Below are 20,551 nucleotides of genomic sequence, written 5' to 3' on the forward strand. Positions count from 1 at the left end.
ATAATGTCCCATCCTTGAAGCCCAACTTGTCGGATGCGTTACGACAATGGTCGCCTGCCTGAATCGGTTAGGATTGACGAAAATGTCGAGGCAACCTCGAAAAAACAAGGAAACAGCGGGTTGAAACTCAGTGATATCGCCCAGTTGGCCGGTGTGTCCGTCACCACCGCCAGCTATGTCATCAATGGCAAGGCCGAACAGCAGCGCATCAGCAGCGCCACCGTCGAACGCGTGCGTGCGGTCGTCGAACAACATGGCTTCACGCCTAACCCACAAGCCGCCGGTTTGCGCAGCCGACACACGCGCACGTTGGGGTTCATACTGCCGGATCTGGAAAACCCCAGTTACGCACGCATCGCCAAGTTGCTGGAGCAAGGCGCACGGGCCCGGGGTTATCAGTTGCTGATCGCCAGTTCCGACGATGCACCGGACAGCGAACGGCAATTGCTGCAACTGTTCCGCGCCCGGCGCTGCGACGCGCTGATCGTTGCCAGTTGCCTGCCGGCTGGCGACGACAGCTATCGCCAATTGCAGGCCAAGGGCATTCCGATCATCGCCATCGACCGGGTCATGGAACCCGAGCACTTCTGCTCGGTGATCAGCGACGACCGCGAGGCCAGCCTGCAACTGACCCGCAGCCTGCTGGAGCCGCTGCCCAGGCAGATCGCGCTGATCGGCGCCCGCCCGGAGCTGAGCATCAGCCGGGAACGTACCGCAGGCTTCAAAGAGGCCCTCGCCGAATTCAACGGTGAGGTGCTGATCGAAGAAGGTGAGTCCTTCAGCCGCGAGTGCGGCAAACAATTGATGGAAGAGTTGCTGCTGCGCCTGGGCCATTTGCCCGATGCCCTGGTGACCACATCCTATGTGCTGCTTCAGGGCGTGTTCGATGCGCTGCACGACTTCCCGCTGAAAAACCGCCCGTTGCGCCTCGGCACGTTCGGCGATACCCAGTTGCTGGACTTCCTGCCGCTGCCGGTCAATGCCATGGCCCAGCAACACCAGTTGATCGCCGACAAGGCCCTCGCACTGGCCCTGGCGGCCATCGAGCAGTCGGATTACCAGCCCGGCGTGCAAGCCATCGCACGGACGTTCAAGCAGCGTATTCTTCAGGACTGAGCCGTGGAGCTGATCGACACCCACACCCATCTTGATTTTCCGGACTTCGACGCCGACCGCCAGGCGTTGCTGGCCGACAGCCGTGCCCTCGGGGTGCGACGGATCGTGGTGCTGGGGGTTTATCAGGCCAATTGGCAGCGGGTCTGGGAGCTGGTGCAGAGTGACCCCGACCTGCACGCCGCGTTCGGTTTGCATCCGGTGTACCTGGACGATCATCGCCCGCAACACCTGAACGAACTCGGTGACTGGCTGACACGTCTGGCCGGTCATCGGCAACTGTGCGCAGTAGGCGAGATCGGCCTGGATTACTTCATCGAGACTCTGGACCGCGACCGTCAGCAGGTATTGTTCGATGCGCAATTGCAACTGGCGGCGGATTTCGAACTTCCGGCATTGATCCATGTGCGACGTAGCCATGCGGCGGTGATTGCCACGCTCAAACGGTTTCGCCTGAAGCGGGCCGGCATCATCCACGCCTTCGCCGGTAGCAAGGAAGAGGCACGGGAATACATCAAGCTCGGCTTCAAGCTCGGCCTTGGCGGCGCCCCGACCTGGCCGCAGGCGCTGCGTATGCACCGCGTGCTCGGCGAACTGCCGCTGGATTCGGTGGTGCTGGAAACCGACTCACCGGACATGGCCCCGGCCATGTTTCCAGGCCAGCGCAACAGCCCGGCACACTTGCCGGCGATCTGCGAGGCACTGGCGCAACGGATGGCGATCAGCCCGGAACAACTGGCGGCTGCCAGCACCGCCAACAGCTGCGCAGTGTTCGGCTGGTAATCAGTCGGCGTGAACCCTGGCGGCTTCCAGGATCAGCGTCAGGTGCTGGCGTCGGCGGAAGTAACGGACCACCGCGAAGTACACGAATATCGCGATCAGCGAAACATTCAGTTGCTCGATGACGCTGAGCATTCCCAGCCACTCCATCACCAACGCCACCAGCAACGCGGTGCAGACCATCAACCGCAGGCTGGCGCGCAACAGCGAAAAAGAGTCGAGAGACTTGAAGCGTTTGAACTGTTCCGGACAACGTAACCTGAGGTGTTTCTGGCAGTGGGCACAGGCAAACGCTTCATTTATCGCGATTGCGTTGAGTTGCCAGGGTTGAAGCAGCAATGTGCGCCGACAATGCGCACAGCGTCCCTGGACTCCTGATGTTGCAACAGACATAACCAAGTTCCTCCATGAAATAAGCCGCGTCACTCTTCCTTGATTGAAATCCAAAATCCAGCGCACGGTGGGAATCAGGAGAGCTCCCACGCGGAAAGGGATAAAGTATTACGAAACTTTCCGACAGTACACCACAACCTGTCGGAGCGGGCTTGCCCGCGAAAGCGATCGTTCAGTCACATTAATGTTGGATGTGCCGCCGTCTTCGCGGGCAAGCCCGCTCCCACTGGGTCCCGAGGAGACATTCAAACCCGGAATGCACTGATCAACTGTTTCAACTCCATGACCTGAGCCGACAACGCCCGACTGGCATCTTCAGTCTGATGCGCACCTTCAGCAGTACGCTCGCCGGCGCGATTGATCTCGACGATGTTCTGGTCGATGTCGTGGGCCACAGCGGTTTGTTGCTCCACCGCGGCGGCAATCTGCTGGTTCTGGTCGACGATCATGCCAACCGCCCCCAAAATGTTTTCCAGCGCCCGCTGGACCTTCTCCGACTGCCCCACCGTGCCGTTGGCCATTTCATGGCTGGTGCCCATGGCCTTGACCGCCGCGCCGACACCGCCATGGAGCTTGGCGATCATCTGTTCGATTTCTTCGGTCGATTGCTGGGTACGCTTGGCCAGGGTCCGGACTTCATCGGCTACCACGGCGAAACCACGCCCCTGTTCACCGGCCCGTGCTGCTTCGATAGCGGCATTGAGTGCCAGCAGGTTGGTCTGCTCGGCGATACTCTTGATCACTTCCAGAACACGGCTGATGGACTGGCTGTCGCTGGCCAGTTGATTGATCACCAGCACCGATTGATCGATCTCGCTGGCCAGCGCGGCAATGCTGCCCTGCTGAGACTCCACCAGACCGCGACCACTGATGGTCTCATCGTTGACACTGTGGGCACTGCTCACCGCCGCCGCGGCACTGCGCGCGACTTCCTGGGAAGTAGCCGACATCTGGTTCATGGCCGTGGCCACTTGTTCGATCTGCGTGCGCTGCCCGGCGACGGCCTGATTGCTTTGCGCGGAAACGTTCTCCACCTGCCCGGCCTGACGCTCGACTTCGCTGACGGTCTGCCCCACCCGCTCGATCAGGTCATGGATTTTTTTCACCGTACCGTTGAACACCTCGCCCAGCTCACCCAGTTCATCGCGGCTGTGGGCGCTGAAGGTCACGGTCATGTCGCCTGCCGCCACCTTGTCCATCACCGCCCCCAGGCGCTTGAGCGTGGTGCGGGTCGAAGCATAGAAAGCGCCGTAGAGATAAAAGATCAACACAAATACGACTGACAACGCCACGGCCTGCAAGACCATGTGCGTGCGATTCTGCTCAAGCCGCTGCTGCAATTGCGGGCCGAGATACTTCAGGACCGCCTCGTTGAGTTGGTAAGTCTGGTCCATCAGGGCACTGACCTGATCGTAAAAGCCCTGCCACGGCGCATCGAGGGTGTCGGCCATGACCACTTGCTCTTCGAACAACTCGCTGGCTTTCTTCAAGGATGCCCGGCTGCTATCGGCCTGAGCGGCCAAGGTGTCGCGTGCGGCTTTGCTGGAGCCCAAGGCATCCTGCAACTTCAGGCCATATTCGGCCTGGAGCTTTTCAATCTGCGCCAACAACTCATCGAAACGGGTACTCGAAGCCGAGTTGATGAAACCCTGCCCCAACGAAAAAGAGCCCATTGCCCGGCCTTCGCCCAGGATCTGGGTGACACGCGGCGTGACGAGGGTGACGAGCTCGCTCAACTGGCGCATGTCGCTCTGATTGTCGCGACTGAGGCCGGCCTGGCTGGTGATGAGCTGGCTGAAAATCTGCGCGCTGCCCACCAGCTTGCCAATCAGTGCACTTTTGCTTTGCAGGGAGTTTTCCGTTTGCTGGGCCTTGAACGCGGCGATCATTTCATCGCGTTTGCCATCAAACACTGCGACCTGCTCCGGGTCGCTGGTCATTGCCGTCAGCCCTTGCAGGCGAGTCAGAATGTTTTGCTCAAGTGTGCTGATTTTCGATTCGACATTGCCGGCCTTGCCGGACTGGCCGAGGCTGACATTGATCTGCACCAGGTTGTTCAGGGTTTCCAGATCGCGCCGTAACGCCAGGCTGCTGCCCAACAGATCGAGGCTCTGCAGTTCGACACGCGTGCCGTGGAATTCACGATAGGAGTCGCGCACCAGATAGAAGTTGGTCACCAGCATCGGCACCAGGAACAGTACGCTGATCAGACTGAACTTCATGCCGAAGCTCAGGCGGTTCATCAGCGCGACAGCGGGATAGAGCAAGCTCTTCACTGGATGTCTCCCTTCGATTTCTTATTTTTTTTATTGGCAGGCGCAGACCGACAGCAGATAGCCACTATTCGGCGCTATCTCTGTATAACTTAAATCGGCAGGAGGTTTTGTAACTTAAGGTTAACGACAGGGCGAAGCACTTCGGACAAGTGATCGCCCTGTGGCGAGGGAGCTTGCTCCCGCTCGGCTGCGCAGCAGTCGTATTGGTGCTGTGGCCGTTTGAATGGGGCGACTGCGTCGCCCAGCGGGAGCAAGCTCCCTCGCCACATTGGCTCCCTACAGGCCTAAGGCAGAACCGTCCACAACGCAAACCCGGCATACCAGAGCACCGCGGCTCGCAGCAGCAGTTCCCAGATGCGGTCAAGATTGTTGATACCTTCTGCGCCCGCCACCGGCGCCGGAATTTCACCGGCCACCAGCCCGACTTTCACGATCAGTTGCGCGGCGCTGATGTTCCAGTTCAGCAGTTCATGCAACATGACCCGGCTGACCGCGACAAAATTGCCAACCAACGCAAGGCTCGCCGCCAGCAGGCGCACTGGCACCCAGTCGAAGGCGTGACGCAATTGCCCGGCGCGCTCGACCACCGCAGGGTTTTTCCCGTGTTCTTCGGCCAGCGCCAGCAGCCGATAGCTCAACGCTGCGACCGGACCCAGCAGGAAGTACCAGAAAATAACCGCGAAAAAACTCTGGTAGGCCTCCCACAGCAAATGCCCTTCGACCTGTTCCAGCAGTTGCTCGCCACTGTCGGCGCAAATGTCCAGATCGCGCTTGGCGACAAGGGCCGCAGCTTGCAGGTCCTCACGGCGCCAGGCATCGCGGAACGGCCCGAGATCTCCCAACAGATCACCGCGTCCGAGGCTGTAAATCACCACCAGCAAATGGACCGGCAGCGCCAGCAACCCGTAGGCCACCGGTTCGATGACTACCAGCAGCACACCCAACAACGCCACCGGCAACAAGGCCATTACCGACAACACCAGCCATGGCCGGCCCGAAAGTCGCGGGCTGGCTTCAAGCTTGTGCAGCTTGTGTATCCAGCCGCCGTCCCGCTGAACCCGATGGCGCAGGGCCGAGAACTTTTCGATCCACACCGCCAATAGCAACACCAGAAAACTCATTGCCCTTCCTCTTGTGCCAGAGCTGCACGATAGCGTGCCCAGTCGAACGCCGGCCCCGGATCGGTTTTGCGCCCGGGTGCAATGTCGCTGTGCCCGCAGATGCGCTCTGTGGTGATCGCAGTGAACGCCTGCTGCAGCTGGCGGGTCAAGGCTGTCAACGCGCAGTACTGCGCATCGGTGAACGGCAGATCATCCGTGCCTTCGAGCTCGATGCCCACGGAAAAATCGTTACAGGTTTCCCGCCCCTGGAAACACGAGACGCCGGCGTGCCAGGCGCGCTCAAGACAAGAGACAAACTGAGTGACGGTGCCGTCACGCTCAATCAGAAAGTGCGCAGACACTCGCAGGTCGGCGATCCCTGCAAAGTAGGGATGTTCCGTGACATCCAGACGATTCTGGAAAAATTCCTGCACCTTGCCGGTCTGAAATTGCGCGGGCGGCAGACTGATATTGTGGATCACCAGCAGGGAAATCTCGCCCTCGGGGCGCGCATTGAAGTTGGGCGAAGGGCATAAACGCACACCCTGACACCAACCGCTCGCGGGGTCCAACTGCATACCGACTCCTTCAACGTCGACTGTGTTGGCACAGTATGCCGCGATAATCCATCGGGGCGCGATCACTTGCCGCGTTTAAGGCGCTTGAGGTTGCCGATCTCAAACAGGCGCTTGTCCGGAATCGACGGCCAACGCCGACAACGTCAGGGACTCGACCAAATGCAGGCACCAGCGCCAACGTAACGCGCTGATGCCTTGGGTTGGTCGCTGACATGGCCCTATAATCGAGCCACTTTGTTTGTGGAGTCCGTTATGCCGAATCTACGTCTCGCCGATCTGACCGCCGAAATCGAAGCCAACGTGCGCCGTGCGTTGCGTGAAGACATTGGCAGCGGCGACATCACCGCGCAGTTGATCCCGGCCGAACGCCTGGCCAAAGCCACCATCATTACCCGCGATGCCGCCGTCATCAGCGGCACCACCTGGGTGGATACCGTGTTTCGGCAACTGGACCCACGGGTGGCGGTGCACTGGCAGGTTGCCGACGGCGAACGGGTGACGCCCAATCAGGTGCTGTTCCACCTCGAAGGCCCGGCGCGCTCACTGCTGACCGGCGAACGCAGTGCCCTGAACTTCCTGCAATTGCTCTCCGGCGTGGCGACCCGCGCGCAATACCTGGCGGACTTCGTCGCCGAGACTCAGGTCAAGCTGCTCGACACCCGTAAAACGCTGCCGGGGCTGCGCCTGGCGCAGAAGTACGCTGTGACCTGCGGCGGTTGCCACAACCACCGCATCGGCCTGTATGACGCCTTCCTGATCAAGGAAAACCACATTGCCGCCAGCGGTGGCATCGCGCAGGCCATTACTGCCGCGCACAAGATCGCCCCGGGCAAACCGGTCGAGATTGAAGTGGAAAACCTGGAGGAACTGAAAGAAGCGCTGGCGGCCGGTGCCGATATCATCATGCTCGACGAACTGAGCCTGGACGACATGCGCGAAGCCGTGCGCCTGAACGCTGGCAAGGCCAAACTGGAGGCCAGCGGCGGGATCAACGAAAGCACGTTGCTGCCGATTGCACAGACCGGGGTGGATTACATTTCGATCGGTGCGATGACCAAGGATGTGAAGGCGGTCGATCTATCGATGCGCCTGAGTCTCTGATCACACGGATGTGAGTTGCCAAAACTGTAGGAGCGAGCTTGCTCGCGATGTACCTGAGAGCGCCATGTTTAACCAGTAAACACGCGTTATCGTTAACGACCATCGCGAGCAAGCTCGCTCCTACATGAGTGTCAGACCACCAAATTGTTCATCTCGCAGTACTCTTCCCACTCGACGCCCAAGACTTCGGCCGCTTCTTTATGCAGCTTCAGTCGTTCTGCTTCGTACTCTTGCGGCGTTGAGGTGTACTTGAGCGTCAGTTCCCACGGCTGCAAGCCCTGGGCCTCCGCCTCGTCCTCGAACGCCCATTGAATCTGGTCTTTCTGATCATCGGCGGACAAGTCCTTGATCTCTTCAGCCAGCTGGGGCGAATCGAGCAAATACTTCTTCAGCGCCTCTTCGTGTCGGACTTGCTGGGTCATCTCTTTAACGGTCATGGCGTTCTCGCTGATCTGGGAATGGAAGATGGATCTGGATCTTCAAGGATCTCTCTGACACAAAAACCGGCTTAAACCCGGTTCATCTGGCCTTCAGAACCATTCTGGATCATCTGAAAACTGCTGGGCGGTGCTCAGGCAGGCTCCGAATATAGGACGTTTGGCTGGGGATTTACATGGCTCTTTACATCATTCCCACAAAAAGCGGCGTACGCGAGAACCAACGGGCCTTGGGAACATAAATTGAACGCCGAAGTCATAGCGATGTGCCATATCGGTACGTCACAAGGAATCTCGGTGATGCGCAGCTTTTTGAAGTTTTCGTCTGTTCTGTCCGCGACGGTGATGACAACCTTGCTGGGAGCCCTGGCGCTGCCGGGAACCGCACTGGCCAGTGTCGAATTGAGTAGCGGTTACACGTCTTCCGGCGACAGACTCACGGTCATTCACAATGAATACGGTAAAGACGTACTCGTCAGAAGCGATTACAGCCTCGACGATCTGAAAAAAATGCAGGACACGATCGACAATCAGACGCGACAGATCGAAGAGTTCAAGCGCAGCAGCGGTTCCAGCTCAAGCTCCAGCAGCAAGGAAATCGACGAACTCAAGCGCACAGTGGCCGAGCAGGAGCGCGACATCAACAACCTCGGCAAGCAGGTTGAAGAACTCAAACGCAATAGCGGCTCCAGTTCCAGTTCAAACAGCAGCGAGATTTCCAGCCTGAAACGGGAAGTCAGCGATCAGGACCGCGAACTCGAGAACCTCAAGCGTACCGTCGAGGACCTGAGCAGAAAGGTGAAATAACCGAGGGGGATATGGTGCCCGAGACAGGAATCGAACCTGCGACCTTCGCGTTACGAGTGCGCTGCTCTACCGGCTGAGCTACACGGGCGGTGGGCTAAACCTAGCACTGAGTTTCGACTCCGGCAACTTGTGGCGAGGGAACTTGCTCCCTCGCCACAACAAATTTCACGCTCAGTTTTTTCCTGCACACAGCAAAACGCCCCGAACCAGTCGGGGCGTTTTGTTATTCAGCGGTTAGCGCGGGGGTAATTAAACGCCCGAAGCCTTGGCTGCTGCCACGTCTTTGATGGACAGCTTGATACGGCCGCGGTTGTCCACGTCCAGTACCAGTACTTCCACTTCCTGGCCTTCTTTCAGAATGTCGGTCACTTTCTCTACGCGAGCGTCGCTCAGCATCGAGATGTGAACCAAACCATCCTTGCCCGGCAGGATGTTGACGAATGCGCCGAAGTCGACGATGCGCTCAACCTTGCCGACGTAGATCTTGCCGATCTCGGCTTCAGCGGTGATACCCAGAACGCGCTGACGGGCAGCTTCTGCCGCTTCCTTGGTTTCGCCGAAGATCTTGATCGAACCGTCGTCTTCGATATCGATCGAAGCCTTGGTTTCTTCGCAGATCGCACGGATGGTCGCACCACCTTTACCGATAACGTCACGGATCTTGTCGGTGTCGATCTTCATCGCGATCATGGTCGGAGCGTTGGCCGACAGTTCGGTACGCGACTGGCCGATGATCTGGTTCATCTGGCCGAGGATGTTCAGGCGCGCTTCCAGGGCTTGGCCCAGAGCGATCTCCATGATTTCTTCGGTGATGCCTTTGATCTTGATGTCCATCTGCAGCGCGGTGACGCCTTTGGCGGTACCGGCTACCTTGAAGTCCATGTCGCCCAGGTGGTCTTCGTCACCCAGGATGTCGGTCAGGACGGCGAACTTCTCGCCTTCTTTAACCAGACCCATGGCGATACCGGCAACCGGAGCCTTCATTGGAACGCCAGCGTCCATCAGGGCCAGGGAAGCGCCGCAAACGGAAGCCATCGAGCTCGAACCGTTGGATTCGGTGATTTCCGAAACCACGCGGATGGTGTACGGGAACACGTCAGCGGCAGGCAGCATGGCCGAAACCGAACGACGGGCCAGACGGCCGTGACCGATTTCGCGACGACCAGCGCCACCCATGCGACCACACTCGCCCACCGAGAACGGAGGGAAGTTGTAGTGCAGCATGAACGGGTCTTTTTTCTCGCCTTCCAGGGTGTCCAGCAACTGCGCGTCACGGGCGGTGCCCAGAGTCGCGACTACCAGGGCCTGGGTTTCGCCACGGGTGAACAGTGCCGAACCGTGGGTCTTAGGCAGAACACCGACTTCGATGTTCAGCGGACGCACGGTGCGAGTGTCGCGACCGTCGATACGTGGCTTGCCGTTTACGATGTTTTCGCGAACGGTGCGGTATTCGATTTCGCCGAAAGCCGCTTTGACGTCGGAAGCGGAAGGCTGGCCTTCTTCACCGGACAGCTTGGCAACGACCTGGTCCTTCAACTCACCCAGGCGAGCGTAACGGTCGGCCTTGACGGTGATGGTGTAAGCCTGGGAGATCGCTTCGCCGAACTCGGCACGGATAGCGCCCAGCAGTTCAGTGGCTTCAGGCTGTGGAGCCCAGGTCCAGGTTGGCTTGGCAGCTTCGGCAGCCAGTTCTTTGACAGCGTTGATCACAACCTGGAACTCGTCGTGAGCAAACAGTACCGCGCCCAGCATCTGATCTTCGGTCAGCTCTTTGGCTTCCGATTCAACCATCAGAACAGCGTCCGAAGTACCGGCAACGACCATGTCCAGGCTCGAAGCAGCCTGTTGCTCGTAAGTCGGGTTCAGCAGGTAGCCGGTGCTTTCGTGGAACGCAACGCGGGCAGCGCCGATCGGACCATCGAAAGGAATGCCGGAGATGGCCAGGGCAGCCGAGGTACCGATCATCGCAGCGATGTCCGGATCGGTCTTCTTGCTGGTGGAAACAACGGTGCAGACAACCTGCACTTCGTTCATGAAGCCTTCTGGGAACAGCGGACGGATCGGACGGTCGATCAGTCGGGAAGTCAGGGTTTCTTTCTCGGAAGGACGGCCTTCGCGCTTGAAGAAACCGCCAGGGATCTTACCGGCAGCGTAAGTCTTTTCCTGGTAGTGAACAGACAGAGGGAAGAAGCCCTTGCCTGGATCGGCTTGCTTGGCACCGACTACGGTCACCAATACGCTGACGTCGTCGTCAACGGTGACCAATACTGCGCCGGAGGCCTGACGGGCGATACGGCCAGTCTCGAGGGTAACGGTCGACTGACCGAACTGGAATTTTTTGATTACCGGGTTCACGGTGTCCTACCTTCTTTGTGGCTCTTGGGGAACTGGTTTCTTGCGAAATTCTTGGGCAACGCCGGGAATCGGCCCGACCGGTTGTCCGGGGTGCACTCACACAGGTAAAGCAGACATCCAGATAAAACTTGAGGCTGGAAGCCTGCCATGCGCTGGCGGGAAACCCGCTGACGCACGACAGACAACCAACCTCTAGCGCAATCGCTATTAGCGACGCAGACCCAGGCGAGCGATCAGAGCGCTGTAACGGCTCACGTCCTTGCCTTTCAGGTAGTCCAGCAGCTTACGACGCTGGTTAACCATGCGGATCAGACCACGACGGGAGTGGTGGTCTTTACCGTTGGCCTTGAAGTGACCTTGCAGTTTGTTGATGTTGGCGGTCAGCAGTGCAACTTGCACTTCTGGCGAACCAGTGTCACCAACAGCTTGCTGGTAGTCAGCTACGATTTGAGCTTTTTCTTGAACGTCGAGAGCCATGAGGCAATCCTTTTATCAGGAAACTGTTTCAGAAAAACAGTTTCAACAGGCCAGGGACAAATCCCTGTATCTAAAAATGAGTAGTGACCGTGCCTGTTAACAGCCACCCTCGTCCGGTCATTCTGACCGAATCAGTCGACGCGGCGCGATGCGCCCGTCTTCGCTCACTTCACCGATACCGATGAAGCGACCATTGTGATCCTGTACCCGCACCATGCCGAACTTCGGAGCATCCGGGGCACGTACCGGCTGGCCGTTGAGCCAGTAGAACGCACTCGCTTCCGAGAACTGCAACAGTGGCCAATCCAGCAGGCCGCTGTCCGATGGCATCAGGAAGCGATCGACCGCCTCGTTGCCGCCTTCGGCATGTACCGCTTCCAGCTCTTCCAGGGTAACCGTCTGCGCCAGGGTGAATGGCCCGGCCTGGGTACGTCGCAGTTCTGCAACGTAAGCGCCACAACCGAGTTGCTCACCGATATCCTCCACCAGGGTACGGATATAGGTGCCTTTACTGCAATCCACCGCCAGCCGCGCAGTATCACCTTCGAAGGCCAGTAATTCCAAGCGCGTAATAGTAACAGAACGCGGTTCGCGCTCCACTACTTCGCCAGCACGAGCCAGCTTGTACAGCGGCTGACCATCACGCTTGAGTGCCGAGTACATCGGCGGTATCTGACTGATTTGCCCACGAAATTTCGGCAGTACAGCCTCGATATCGGTGCGACCAACGGTCACCGGGCGCTCCCGCAAAACTTCACCCTCGGCATCCGCCGTGGTGGTGGTTTTGCCCAATTGCGCCAGGGTTTCATAACCCTTGTCGGAATCGAGCAGGTATTGCGAGAACTTGGTGGCCTCACCGAAGCACAGCGGCAATACGCCGGAGGCCAGGGGATCGAGACTGCCGGTATGACCTGCCTTTTCGGCATTGAGCAACCAGCGCACCTTCTGCAAGGCCGCGTTGGAGGTGAACCCCAGCGGCTTGTCGAGCAGGATGATGCCGCTGACGTTACGACGGATACGTTTGACCTGAGCCACCGATTACTCCTTGGTGTCTTCGGCTTCTGCCGCAACCGGATGCTGATTGTCTTCAGCCACTGCGCGCTCGATCAATGCCGACAGGTGCGCACCACGCACGACGCTTTCGTCGTAGTGGAAGTGCAACTGTGGAACGCTGCGCAGCTTCATCTCACGGGCCAGCTGCATGCGCAGGAAACCCGCGGCAGAGTTGAGCACCTTGATGCTTTGTGCGATTTCTTCGGCGCTGTCCTGGCCCATCACGGTGATGAAGATCTTGGCGTGACCGACGTCACGGCTGACTTCCACTGCGGTAATGGTGACCAGGCCGACGCGCGGGTCTTTGACTTCACGACGGATCAGTTGTGCCAGCTCACGCTGCATCTGATCGCCGATACGTTGGGTACGGCTATATTCTTTTGCCATGTCTTGTTACCTGTAACTGCCCCACGGTGAAACCCGCAAGGTCTGAAAGCGGCAAACGCCCGGCCTGACAAAAGCCAGACCGGGCGTTGCGTTTAGAGTCCTGGTGACGAATTGCGCATTTGCATGCGGCGACCCGTCACGGCTCTTGAAGTGCGCGAGTTAGAGGCTGCGAGCAACCTGCACCTTCTCGAAGACTTCGATCTTGTCACCGACCTTGACGTCGTTGTAGCTCTTCACGCCGATACCGCATTCCATGCCGGCACGCACTTCGGAAGCGTCATCCTTGAAGCGACGCAGGGATTCCAGCTCGCCTTCGAAGATAACGATGTCTTCACGCAGCACACGGATTGGACGGTTACGGTGCACAACACCTTCGATAACCATGCAACCGGCGATCGCGCCAAACTTCGGCGAACGGAATACGTCACGCACTTCGGCGATACCCAGGATGTTCTCGCGAACATCGCTGCCGAGCATACCGGTCAGGGCTTTCTTGACGTCTTCGATGATGTCGTAGATCACGTTGTAGTAACGCATATCCAGACCTTCCTGCTCGACGATCTTGCGCGCGCCGGCATCGGCACGCACGTTGAAGCCGAACAGTACAGCGTTGGAGGCCAGTGCCAGGTTGGCATCGGATTCGGTGATACCACCGACGCCGCCACCGACCACACGCACTTGCACTTCGTCGTTACCCAGGCCGTTCAAGGCACCGTTCAACGCTTCCAGCGAACCACGGACGTCGGATTTGAGGACGATGTTGAGCGTCTTCTTCTCTTCCTGGCCCATGCTTTCGAAGATGTTTTCCAGCTTGCCGGCGTGAGCGCGAGCCAGTTTGACTTCGCGGAACTTGCCTTGACGGAACAGAGCCACTTCACGGGCTTTCTTCTCGTCGGCAACCACGCTCATCTCGTCGCCAGCGTCCGGGGTACCGTCCAGGCCGAGGATCTCGACAGGGATGGCCGGACCGGCTTCCTTGATTGGCTTGCCGTTCTCGTCGAGCATGGCACGCACGCGGCCATAGTTCGAACCGACCAGGACCATATCGCCCTGGCGCAGCGTACCGTCCTGAACCAGAACGGTAGCTACCGGGCCACGGCCCTTGTCCAGACGGGATTCAACCACGACACCACGGCCAGGAGCCGATGGCGTTGCAGTCAGTTCCAGAACTTCGGCTTGCAGCAGTACGGCTTCGAGCAGTTCGTCGACACCGGTACCCATCTTCGCCGAGACCGGTACGAATGGCGTGTCACCACCCCACTCTTCCGACGTCACACCGTGAACCGACAGTTCGCTACGGATGCGATCGAGATCGGCGCCCGGCTTGTCGATCTTGTTCACCGCGACAACCAGCGGAACGCCAGCAGCCTGAGCGTGCTGAACAGCTTCGATGGTCTGCGGCATCACGCCGTCGTCCGCTGCGACCACGAGGATCACGATGTCGGTTGCCTTCGCACCACGGGCACGCATCGCGGTAAACGCGGCGTGACCCGGGGTGTCGAGGAACGTCACCATGCCACGGTCGGTTTCAACGTGGTATGCACCGATGTGCTGGGTGATGCCGCCGGCTTCGCCTGCTGCAACCTTGGCACGACGGATGTAGTCGAGCAGGGAAGTCTTACCGTGGTCAACGTGGCCCATTACGGTCACGACCGGCGCACGGGCAACTGCCTCGCCTTCAAACTTCAGGGACTCGGCCAGGGAATCTTCCAGGGCGGTGTCGCTGACCAGGGTCACTTTGTGGCCCAGCTCTTCGGCAACCAGTTGAGCAGTTTCCTGATCGAGTACCTGGTTGATGGTCGCTGGAGTACCCAGTTTGAACATGAACTTGATGATTTCAGCAGCCTTCACCGACATCTGTTGAGCGAGATCGCCAACAGTGATGGTTTCGCCGATCTTCACTTCGCGCACGACAGGGCCGGTTGGGCTCTGGAAACCGTGAGCGTTGCGCTTCTTCAGCTTGGCCTTGCCGCGACCACCACGACGGAAGCCATCGCTTTCTTCGTCGGTAGTACGTGGAGCAACGCGTGGGGCAGGCGCCTTTTCCTTGACCGAAGCACGATGTGGAGCGTTTTTGCGCTCGCCATCGCCGCCACCGCGACGACTGTTGTCATCGGCACGTGGTTTGTCCGGACGACGCTGTTCGTCGCGCTTGCGAGTGTCGGCCGCAGGAGCCGGGGCTGCTGCCACAACCGGAGCGCTTTCGCGCACAGGCTCGGCCACAGCAACAGGCGCTGCAACAGGTTCGGCAGGAGCGGTCGGCGCAGCAGCAGGCTGGCGACGCGCTTCTTCTTCGGCGCGACGCTTGGCTTCTTCTTCAGCCTTCTGACGTGCAGCATTTTCTACTGCGCGACGTTCATCCAGTTCACGCTTGCGCTCGGCTTCGATTTCTTCCGGGCTGCGCTGTACGAAGACTTTCTTCTTGCGTACTTCAACGCTGATGCTTTTGCTGCCAGCAACACGCAGGGTGCTGGTGGTTTTACGCTGCAGCGTAATCTTGCGTGGTTCTTCCACTTTCGCCTTGTGGCTGCTTTTCAAGTGAGTCAGCAACGATTGCTTCTCACTGTCAGTCACACTTTCTTCGGCGGCGGTGTGCGGCAGACCTGCCTCACGCATCTGCTGCAACAGGCGCTCTACCGGTGTTTTGACCTCATCGGCCAGTTGTTTCACCGTGACTTGCGTCATGCACTTCTCTCCTCAGGCCGCGCCTAATTACTCGAACCAGTGGGCTCGGGCGGCCATGATCAACTTGCCGGCACGATCATCGTCAATGCCGTCGATGTCGAGCAGGTCGTCAATAGACTGCTCGGCCAGGTCTTCGCGGGTAATTACGCCGCGCACCGCCAGTTCCATCGCCAAATCCTTGTCCATACCCTCAAGCGAGAGCAGGTCTTCGGCCGGATGGGCGTCTGCCAGCTTTTCCTCAGTAGCGATGGCTTTGGTCAACAAGCGATCCTTGGCACGAGCGCGAAGCTCGTTGACGATTTCCTCGTCAAAGCCGTCGATGTTGAGCATTTCTTCCAACGGTACGTAGGCAATCTCTTCCAGGCTGGTGAAACCTTCATCTACCAGCACCTGAGCCAGCTCTTCGTCGACTTCCAGCTCGTCGATGAAGTTGCGCAGGATGTCGCCGGTTTCTGCTTGCTGCTTAGCCTGGATGTCCGATTCGGTCATCACGTTCAGGGTCCAGCCAGTCAACTGGCTGGCCAGACGCACGTTCTGACCACCGCGACCGATGGCCTGAGCCAGATTGTCTGCGCCAACGGCGATGTCCATTGCGTGGGCATCTTCGTCAACGATAATTGCCGCAACCTCGGCCGGGGACATGGCGTTGATCACGAACTGAGCCGGGTTGTCGTCCCACAGAACGATGTCAACACGCTCACCGCCCAACTCACCCGACACTGCCTGGACGCGCGAACCGCGCATACCGATGCAAGCGCCTTGCGGGTCGATGCGTTTGTCCTTGGAGCGAACGGCGATCTTGGCGCGCGAACCCGGATCACGGGACGCAGCCATCACTTCGATCAGGCCTTCGGCAATTTCCGGCACTTCGATGCGGAACAACTCGATCAGCATTTCCGGCGCGGTACGCGACAGGATCAACTGCGGGCCGCGGTTCTCGGTGCGGATTTCCTTGAGCAGCGCACGCAGGCGCACGCCAACCCGGAAAGTTTCGCGAGAAATGATGTCTTCACGGGCCAGCAACGCTTCAGCGTTGTTGCCCAGATCAACGATCACGTTGTCGCGGGTCACTTTCTTCACGGTGCCGGAGATGATTTCACCCAGGCGCTCGCGGTAAGCGTCAACAACCTGTGCGCGCTCGGCTTCGCGAACTTTCTGCACGATGACTTGCTTGGCAGTCTGTGCAGCAATGCGGCCGAACTCGATGGATTCGATTTTCTCTTCGACAACGTCACCGACCTTGGCGCCAGGATGCGTTTCGGCAACCTTGCTCGGCCAGGTTTCGATGGCCGGATCGTCCAGGTCAGCTTCCTCGACAACCGTCCAGCGACGGAAAGTCTCGTAAGCGCCGGTGTGGCGATTGATTTCCACACGCAGATCAACTTCGTCTTCAAAACGCTTTTTGGTAGCAGTGGCCAGAGCCAGCTCCAGCGCTTCAAAAATCACGTTTGCCGGTACGCCCTTTTCATTGGATACCGACTCAACAACCAGCAGTACTTCTTTGCTCATCGTACGCCTCGCCTTTCGCAAGCCATTGGATCCGCGGGATCCGCAGTATCTGGCACGCCTCAGTCAAAACTGGGAATAATGTTGGCCTTGTCGATCATATCGATCGGCAACAGGAACTCATGGTCATCTACTTGCACCACGACATCCTGCTCTTCTACGCCGCGCAGAAGGCCCTGAAAGTTGCGTCGGCCTTCAAAAGGCGAGCGCAGCTTGATCTTCACTTGTTCACCGGCAAATTTTGCAAACTGCTCAAGAGTGAACAGAGGGCGTTCCATGCCAGGCGAGGAAACTTCAAGGGTGTATTCAACGGAGATTGGATCTTCAACATCCAGCACACCGCTGATCTGACGGCTGACGATGGCGCAATCGTCCACCAGCACGCCGCCTTCTTTATCGATATAAACGCGCAACATTGAGTGGCGACCCTGGGCCGAAAACTCAATACCCCAGCATTCATAGCCTAGGGCCACGACCACCGGGGCCAGCAAGGCCTGCAACTCTTCTAGCTTGCTCGACACCTGAACCCCCTAGTGCATGTATGTGCATGCTATGCAAAATAAAAAAATGGGCTAAACGCCCATCCTTGAAACGCCGTCGAACAGCGGCGTTGAAAGTGTCCAGCTAACAAAAAGCCCCTTAAAAGGGGCTCCTTAAACTGGTTGCGGGGGCCGGATTTGAACCGACGACCTTCGGGTTATGAGCCCGACGAGCTACCAGACTGCTCCACCCCGCGACAAAGCTGGGGCGGAAGTATACGACCGATCCCCTACAGGGTCAATGTAACCTTCCACCTGCAAGAAAGCCCGCAACAGCGGGCTCTCCTGACTAATTGGTACCGAGAAGGGGACTCGAACCCCTACACCCTATGGGCACAACCACCTCAAGGTTGCGTGTCTACCAATTCCACCACCTCGGCAATACTACGTTTGAAACCCTTCTTACTTCTGCTCTTGAGCTGGAGGTACGTCAGTCGCTGGAGTAGCCGACTTTTGCTCTTGAAGCACCGGGACATCATCAGAAGCCGGTTGTTGCTTTGGAACTTCCAGTACCGCTGGATTTGGGAGACCTACTTGAGTCAGCTGGTGAGCCTTCTCTTTAGCAAAGTAACCTAACCCCAAGCTGGTCATGAAAAAACCTGCGGCAAGTATAGCAGTAAACTTACTAAGAAAGGTAGAGGAACCTTGGCTTCCGAACACAGTATTTGAAGCACCTGCTCCGAAAGACGCGCCAGCGTCCGCACCTTTACCCTGCTGCAGCAAAACCAGAGCTACTACGCCCAATGCACCCAGCAGATGAAAAACGACTACGACTGTTTCCAGCATTTTTTCAGTTTCCCGCGGCGCGACAAATCGCACCGAACTCATCTGCATTCAGGGAAGCCCCACCAATGAGGCCCCCATCGATATCCGGCATGCCGAACAGTTCGACCGCATTGGCCGCCTTCACGCTGCCGCCGTATAGAAGCCGCACACCTTGCGCGACCTCAGAATTCTCTGCCGCCAACTGGGCGCGAATGGCTGCATGCACATCCTGCGCCTGTTGTGGCGTTGCAGTCAGTCCGGTGCCAATGGCCCAGACCGGCTCATAAGCGATCACTGCCTTGGCAAAGGCACCGACACCCAGCTCCTCAATGATACTGCCCAACTGACGCGAGACAACCTCAAGAGTCTTTCCGGCTTCACGCTGCTCAAGGGTTTCCCCTATGCACAACACCGGAATCAAGCCACATGCCTGTGCCGCTGCGAACTTGCGGATCAGCATTCCGTCCTGCTCGCCCATAATCTGGCGGCGTTCGGAGTGCCCGACAAGCACCAGGGAACAACCTGCATCCACCAACTGACTCGGTGCAACTTCACCGGTCAACGCACCTTGCCCGGACTCCACCGCAGAATTCTGCGCGCCGACCGAAATCGACTTTCCTTTCAAGCCATCAATCACTTGATTGATATGCAGAAAAGGCGGGAATACCGCTACATCAACATCGCTCGGCAAGGCCAAGTCACGAAGGCCGTTGATCAGCTCAGCGACGCTGGCGCGGGTACCGTGCATCTTCCAGTTACCAGCTACCATAGGGCGACGCATGCTGTACCTCGTCGGTCAAAGTGGGCGCAGATGTTACCCAACACAATCAAGGCTGGCAAGCCGAATTCAGGCAGAAACTTCAGTAACCAGTTTTGCCAGCTCTTCGGCATAGCCGCGAACCAGGGTTTCGTCTTCGCCTTCGACCATGACGCGCACCAGCGGTTCTGTCCCGGACTTGCGCAACAGTACCCGCCCACGCCCAGCCATCGCCTGGGTAACACGCTCGCTGGCTTCCTTGACCGATGGATGCTCGAGGGGATTTGCACCACCGCCGAAACGCACATTGATCAGCACCTGAGGGCACTTGCGCAGCGCCTGCCGGGATTGCGCCAGACCTTCGTCACGCGCGCGCAGCGCCATCAACACCTGCAGCGCCGCAATGATTGCATCACCCGTGGTGGTGTGACTGAAACACACGATGTGCCCGGAGTTTTCGCCACCCACGATCCAGTTGCGCTCCAGCAGCTCGGCAATGACATAGCGGTCACCGACATTGGCACGCACAAGTGGAATACCCAGATCAGCCAGGGCCAGCTCCAGCCCCAGGTTACTCATCAGGGTTCCGACCACGCCGCCCTGCAGCTGGTTGCGAGCATGCAGATCACGAGCAATGATGAACAGCAATTCGTCGCCATCCACCACCGCACCTGTGTGATCGACCATCTGAACGCGGTCGCCGTCACCATCGAAGGCGATACCCAGATCGGCGTGCTCAGCCACGACGGCAGCCTGCAGCTGTCCCATATGGGTCGAACCGCAATTGTCGTTGATATTCAAACCATTCGGCTGCGCCGACAGTACGACGACTTCAGCACCCAACTCGCGGAACACGCTCGGCGCCACTTTGTAAGTCGCACCGTGCGCGCAGTCGATCACGATTTTCAGACCCGAGAAGCTAGTGCCGGTCGGCACGCTACTCTTGCAGAATTCGATATAGCGCCCCGACGCATCGTTGATTCGCGACACCTTGCCAATCTTGCTCGACTCCACCACGGTCATTGGCGTATCGAGCAATTCTTCGATCATCAGTTCGACTTCATCCGGAAGCTTGGTGCCCTTGCCGGAGAAAAACTTGATGCCATTGTCATCATGCGGATTGTGCGACGCACTGATGACGATGCCAGCCTCGGCATGAAAGGTGCGCGTCAGGTAAGCAATCGCCGGGGTCGGCATAGGCCCCAAAAGCATCACATCGGCACCTGCCGACGTCAGCCCTGCTTCAAGTGCCGACTCGAACATGTAACCGGAGATCCGGGTGTCCTTACCTACCAATACCTTGCAGGCGCCCATCTTGCGGAACGCCATACCTGCAGCCCAGCCAAGCTTGAGCATGAAATCAGGAGTAATCGGGTATTCACCGACGCGCCCACGAATACCATCGGTGCCAAAATATTTTTTGCTCATAAGTGCTCCTTCAT

The 20,551-nt window shown here is 58.4% G+C and carries 19 protein-coding genes, 3 tRNA genes and 1 pseudogene; 4 read left to right on the forward strand and 19 right to left on the reverse strand.

Translation table 11 applies throughout. The features are described from left to right. Positions 1-120: 120 nt before the first annotated feature. Together cra and PMI28_RS10560 are read left to right on the forward strand one after the other, a co-directional pair. Positions 121-1,116 carry a catabolite repressor/activator gene (gene cra, locus PMI28_RS10565; protein ID WP_033063467.1) on the forward strand — a complete coding sequence of 332 codons (996 nt, stop codon included), beginning with the start codon at positions 121-123 and terminating at the stop codon, positions 1,114-1,116. A 3-nt stretch (positions 1,117-1,119) separates the two neighbouring features. Then, complete coding sequence (locus PMI28_RS10560; protein ID WP_007988658.1) at positions 1,120-1,896, forward strand: TatD family hydrolase; 777 nt, start codon at positions 1,120-1,122, stop codon at positions 1,894-1,896. Here PMI28_RS10560 and PMI28_RS10555 read toward each other — a convergent pair whose 3' ends face one another. From PMI28_RS10555 to ampD, 5 genes and pseudogenes are all read right to left on the reverse strand, one after another. Continuing rightward, entirely contained in the window at positions 1,897-2,286 is a 390-nt protein-coding gene (locus tag PMI28_RS10555) for a hypothetical protein (RefSeq protein WP_007988660.1), read from the reverse strand. A 245-nt stretch (positions 2,287-2,531) separates the two neighbouring features. Beyond that, a complete protein-coding gene (locus PMI28_RS31610; RefSeq protein WP_443200731.1) occupies positions 2,532-3,245 on the reverse strand; it encodes a methyl-accepting chemotaxis protein in 714 nt (237 codons plus the stop codon). A gap of 144 nt (positions 3,246-3,389) precedes the next feature. Next, a pseudogene (locus PMI28_RS31615) lies at positions 3,390-4,529 on the reverse strand (HAMP domain-containing protein); the annotation flags it as partial. A 317-nt stretch (positions 4,530-4,846) separates the two neighbouring features. Further along, positions 4,847-5,683, reverse strand: a complete 837-nt coding sequence (ampE, locus tag PMI28_RS10545) for a regulatory signaling modulator protein AmpE (protein WP_007988664.1) — start codon at positions 5,681-5,683, stop codon at positions 4,847-4,849. Continuing rightward, positions 5,680-6,240, reverse strand: a complete 561-nt coding sequence (gene ampD / locus PMI28_RS10540) for a 1,6-anhydro-N-acetylmuramyl-L-alanine amidase AmpD (RefSeq protein ID WP_007988666.1) — start codon at positions 6,238-6,240, stop codon at positions 5,680-5,682. Before ampD ends, ampE begins: the two co-directional genes overlap by 4 nt. 252 nt (positions 6,241-6,492) lie before the next feature. Between ampD and nadC the strand changes: the two genes are divergently transcribed. Next, complete coding sequence (gene nadC / locus PMI28_RS10535; protein ID WP_007988668.1) at positions 6,493-7,341, forward strand: carboxylating nicotinate-nucleotide diphosphorylase; 849 nt, start codon at positions 6,493-6,495, stop codon at positions 7,339-7,341. Positions 7,342-7,472: 131 nt separating this feature from the next. On the opposite strand, the gene PMI28_RS10530 is transcribed toward nadC, so the two are convergent. Next, on the reverse strand, positions 7,473-7,778 hold the full coding sequence (locus PMI28_RS10530; RefSeq protein ID WP_007988670.1) for a DUF6388 family protein: 306 nt from the start codon (positions 7,776-7,778) through the stop codon (positions 7,473-7,475). 300 nt (positions 7,779-8,078) lie between these two features. On the opposite strand from PMI28_RS10530, the gene PMI28_RS10525 reads away from it, so the two are divergent. Further along, positions 8,079-8,585 (forward strand): hypothetical protein, encoded by a 507-nt coding sequence (locus PMI28_RS10525; protein WP_007988672.1) that lies wholly within the window; start codon positions 8,079-8,081, stop codon positions 8,583-8,585. A gap of 12 nt (positions 8,586-8,597) precedes the next feature. Here the strand turns inward: PMI28_RS10525 and PMI28_RS0128725 are convergent. From PMI28_RS0128725 to glmM, 13 genes are all read right to left on the reverse strand, one after another. Continuing rightward, positions 8,598-8,673: transfer RNA gene (locus PMI28_RS0128725), tRNA-Thr, on the reverse strand. A gap of 161 nt (positions 8,674-8,834) precedes the next feature. Beyond that, positions 8,835-10,940, reverse strand: a complete 2,106-nt coding sequence (gene pnp / locus PMI28_RS10520; protein WP_007988674.1) for a polyribonucleotide nucleotidyltransferase — start codon at positions 10,938-10,940, stop codon at positions 8,835-8,837. Positions 10,941-11,147: 207 nt separating this feature from the next. Continuing rightward, complete coding sequence (gene rpsO, locus PMI28_RS0128730) at positions 11,148-11,417, reverse strand: 30S ribosomal protein S15 (RefSeq protein ID WP_011332409.1); 270 nt, start codon at positions 11,415-11,417, stop codon at positions 11,148-11,150. A 117-nt stretch (positions 11,418-11,534) separates the two neighbouring features. Next, positions 11,535-12,452: a tRNA pseudouridine(55) synthase TruB gene (gene truB / locus PMI28_RS10515; protein ID WP_007988676.1), complete on the reverse strand. Its 918-nt coding sequence runs from the start codon at positions 12,450-12,452 to the stop codon at positions 11,535-11,537. A 3-nt stretch (positions 12,453-12,455) separates the two neighbouring features. Continuing rightward, entirely contained in the window at positions 12,456-12,857 is a 402-nt protein-coding gene (gene rbfA, locus PMI28_RS10510) for a 30S ribosome-binding factor RbfA (RefSeq protein WP_007973108.1), read from the reverse strand. Positions 12,858-13,016: 159 nt separating this feature from the next. Continuing rightward, positions 13,017-15,542 (reverse strand): translation initiation factor IF-2, encoded by a 2,526-nt coding sequence (infB, locus tag PMI28_RS10505; protein WP_007988678.1) that lies wholly within the window; start codon positions 15,540-15,542, stop codon positions 13,017-13,019. Between the two features lie 27 nt (positions 15,543-15,569). Then, positions 15,570-17,051 carry a transcription termination factor NusA gene (nusA, locus tag PMI28_RS10500; RefSeq protein WP_007988680.1) on the reverse strand — a complete coding sequence of 494 codons (1,482 nt, stop codon included), beginning with the start codon at positions 17,049-17,051 and terminating at the stop codon, positions 15,570-15,572. A gap of 59 nt (positions 17,052-17,110) precedes the next feature. Further along, complete coding sequence (gene rimP, locus PMI28_RS10495) at positions 17,111-17,569, reverse strand: ribosome maturation factor RimP (RefSeq protein ID WP_007915250.1); 459 nt, start codon at positions 17,567-17,569, stop codon at positions 17,111-17,113. A 138-nt stretch (positions 17,570-17,707) separates the two neighbouring features. Next, positions 17,708-17,784, reverse strand: a tRNA-Met gene (locus tag PMI28_RS10490). A gap of 97 nt (positions 17,785-17,881) precedes the next feature. Beyond that, positions 17,882-17,967: transfer RNA gene (locus PMI28_RS10485), tRNA-Leu, on the reverse strand. 22 nt (positions 17,968-17,989) lie between these two features. Further along, positions 17,990-18,373: a preprotein translocase subunit SecG gene (secG, locus tag PMI28_RS0128735; RefSeq protein WP_033063466.1), complete on the reverse strand. Its 384-nt coding sequence runs from the start codon at positions 18,371-18,373 to the stop codon at positions 17,990-17,992. A 4-nt stretch (positions 18,374-18,377) separates the two neighbouring features. After that, the gene (gene tpiA / locus PMI28_RS10480; protein ID WP_007988681.1) at positions 18,378-19,133 is read right to left on the reverse strand and encodes a triose-phosphate isomerase; all 756 of its coding nucleotides are present in this window, start codon (positions 19,131-19,133) and stop codon (positions 18,378-18,380) included. A gap of 66 nt (positions 19,134-19,199) precedes the next feature. Then, positions 19,200-20,537 (reverse strand): phosphoglucosamine mutase, encoded by a 1,338-nt coding sequence (gene glmM, locus PMI28_RS10475; RefSeq protein ID WP_007988682.1) that lies wholly within the window; start codon positions 20,535-20,537, stop codon positions 19,200-19,202. Positions 20,538-20,551 lie beyond the last annotated feature (14 nt).

The sequence above is a fragment of the Pseudomonas sp. GM48 genome, from assembly GCF_000282335.1.
Taxonomy (GTDB): domain Bacteria; phylum Pseudomonadota; class Gammaproteobacteria; order Pseudomonadales; family Pseudomonadaceae; genus Aquipseudomonas.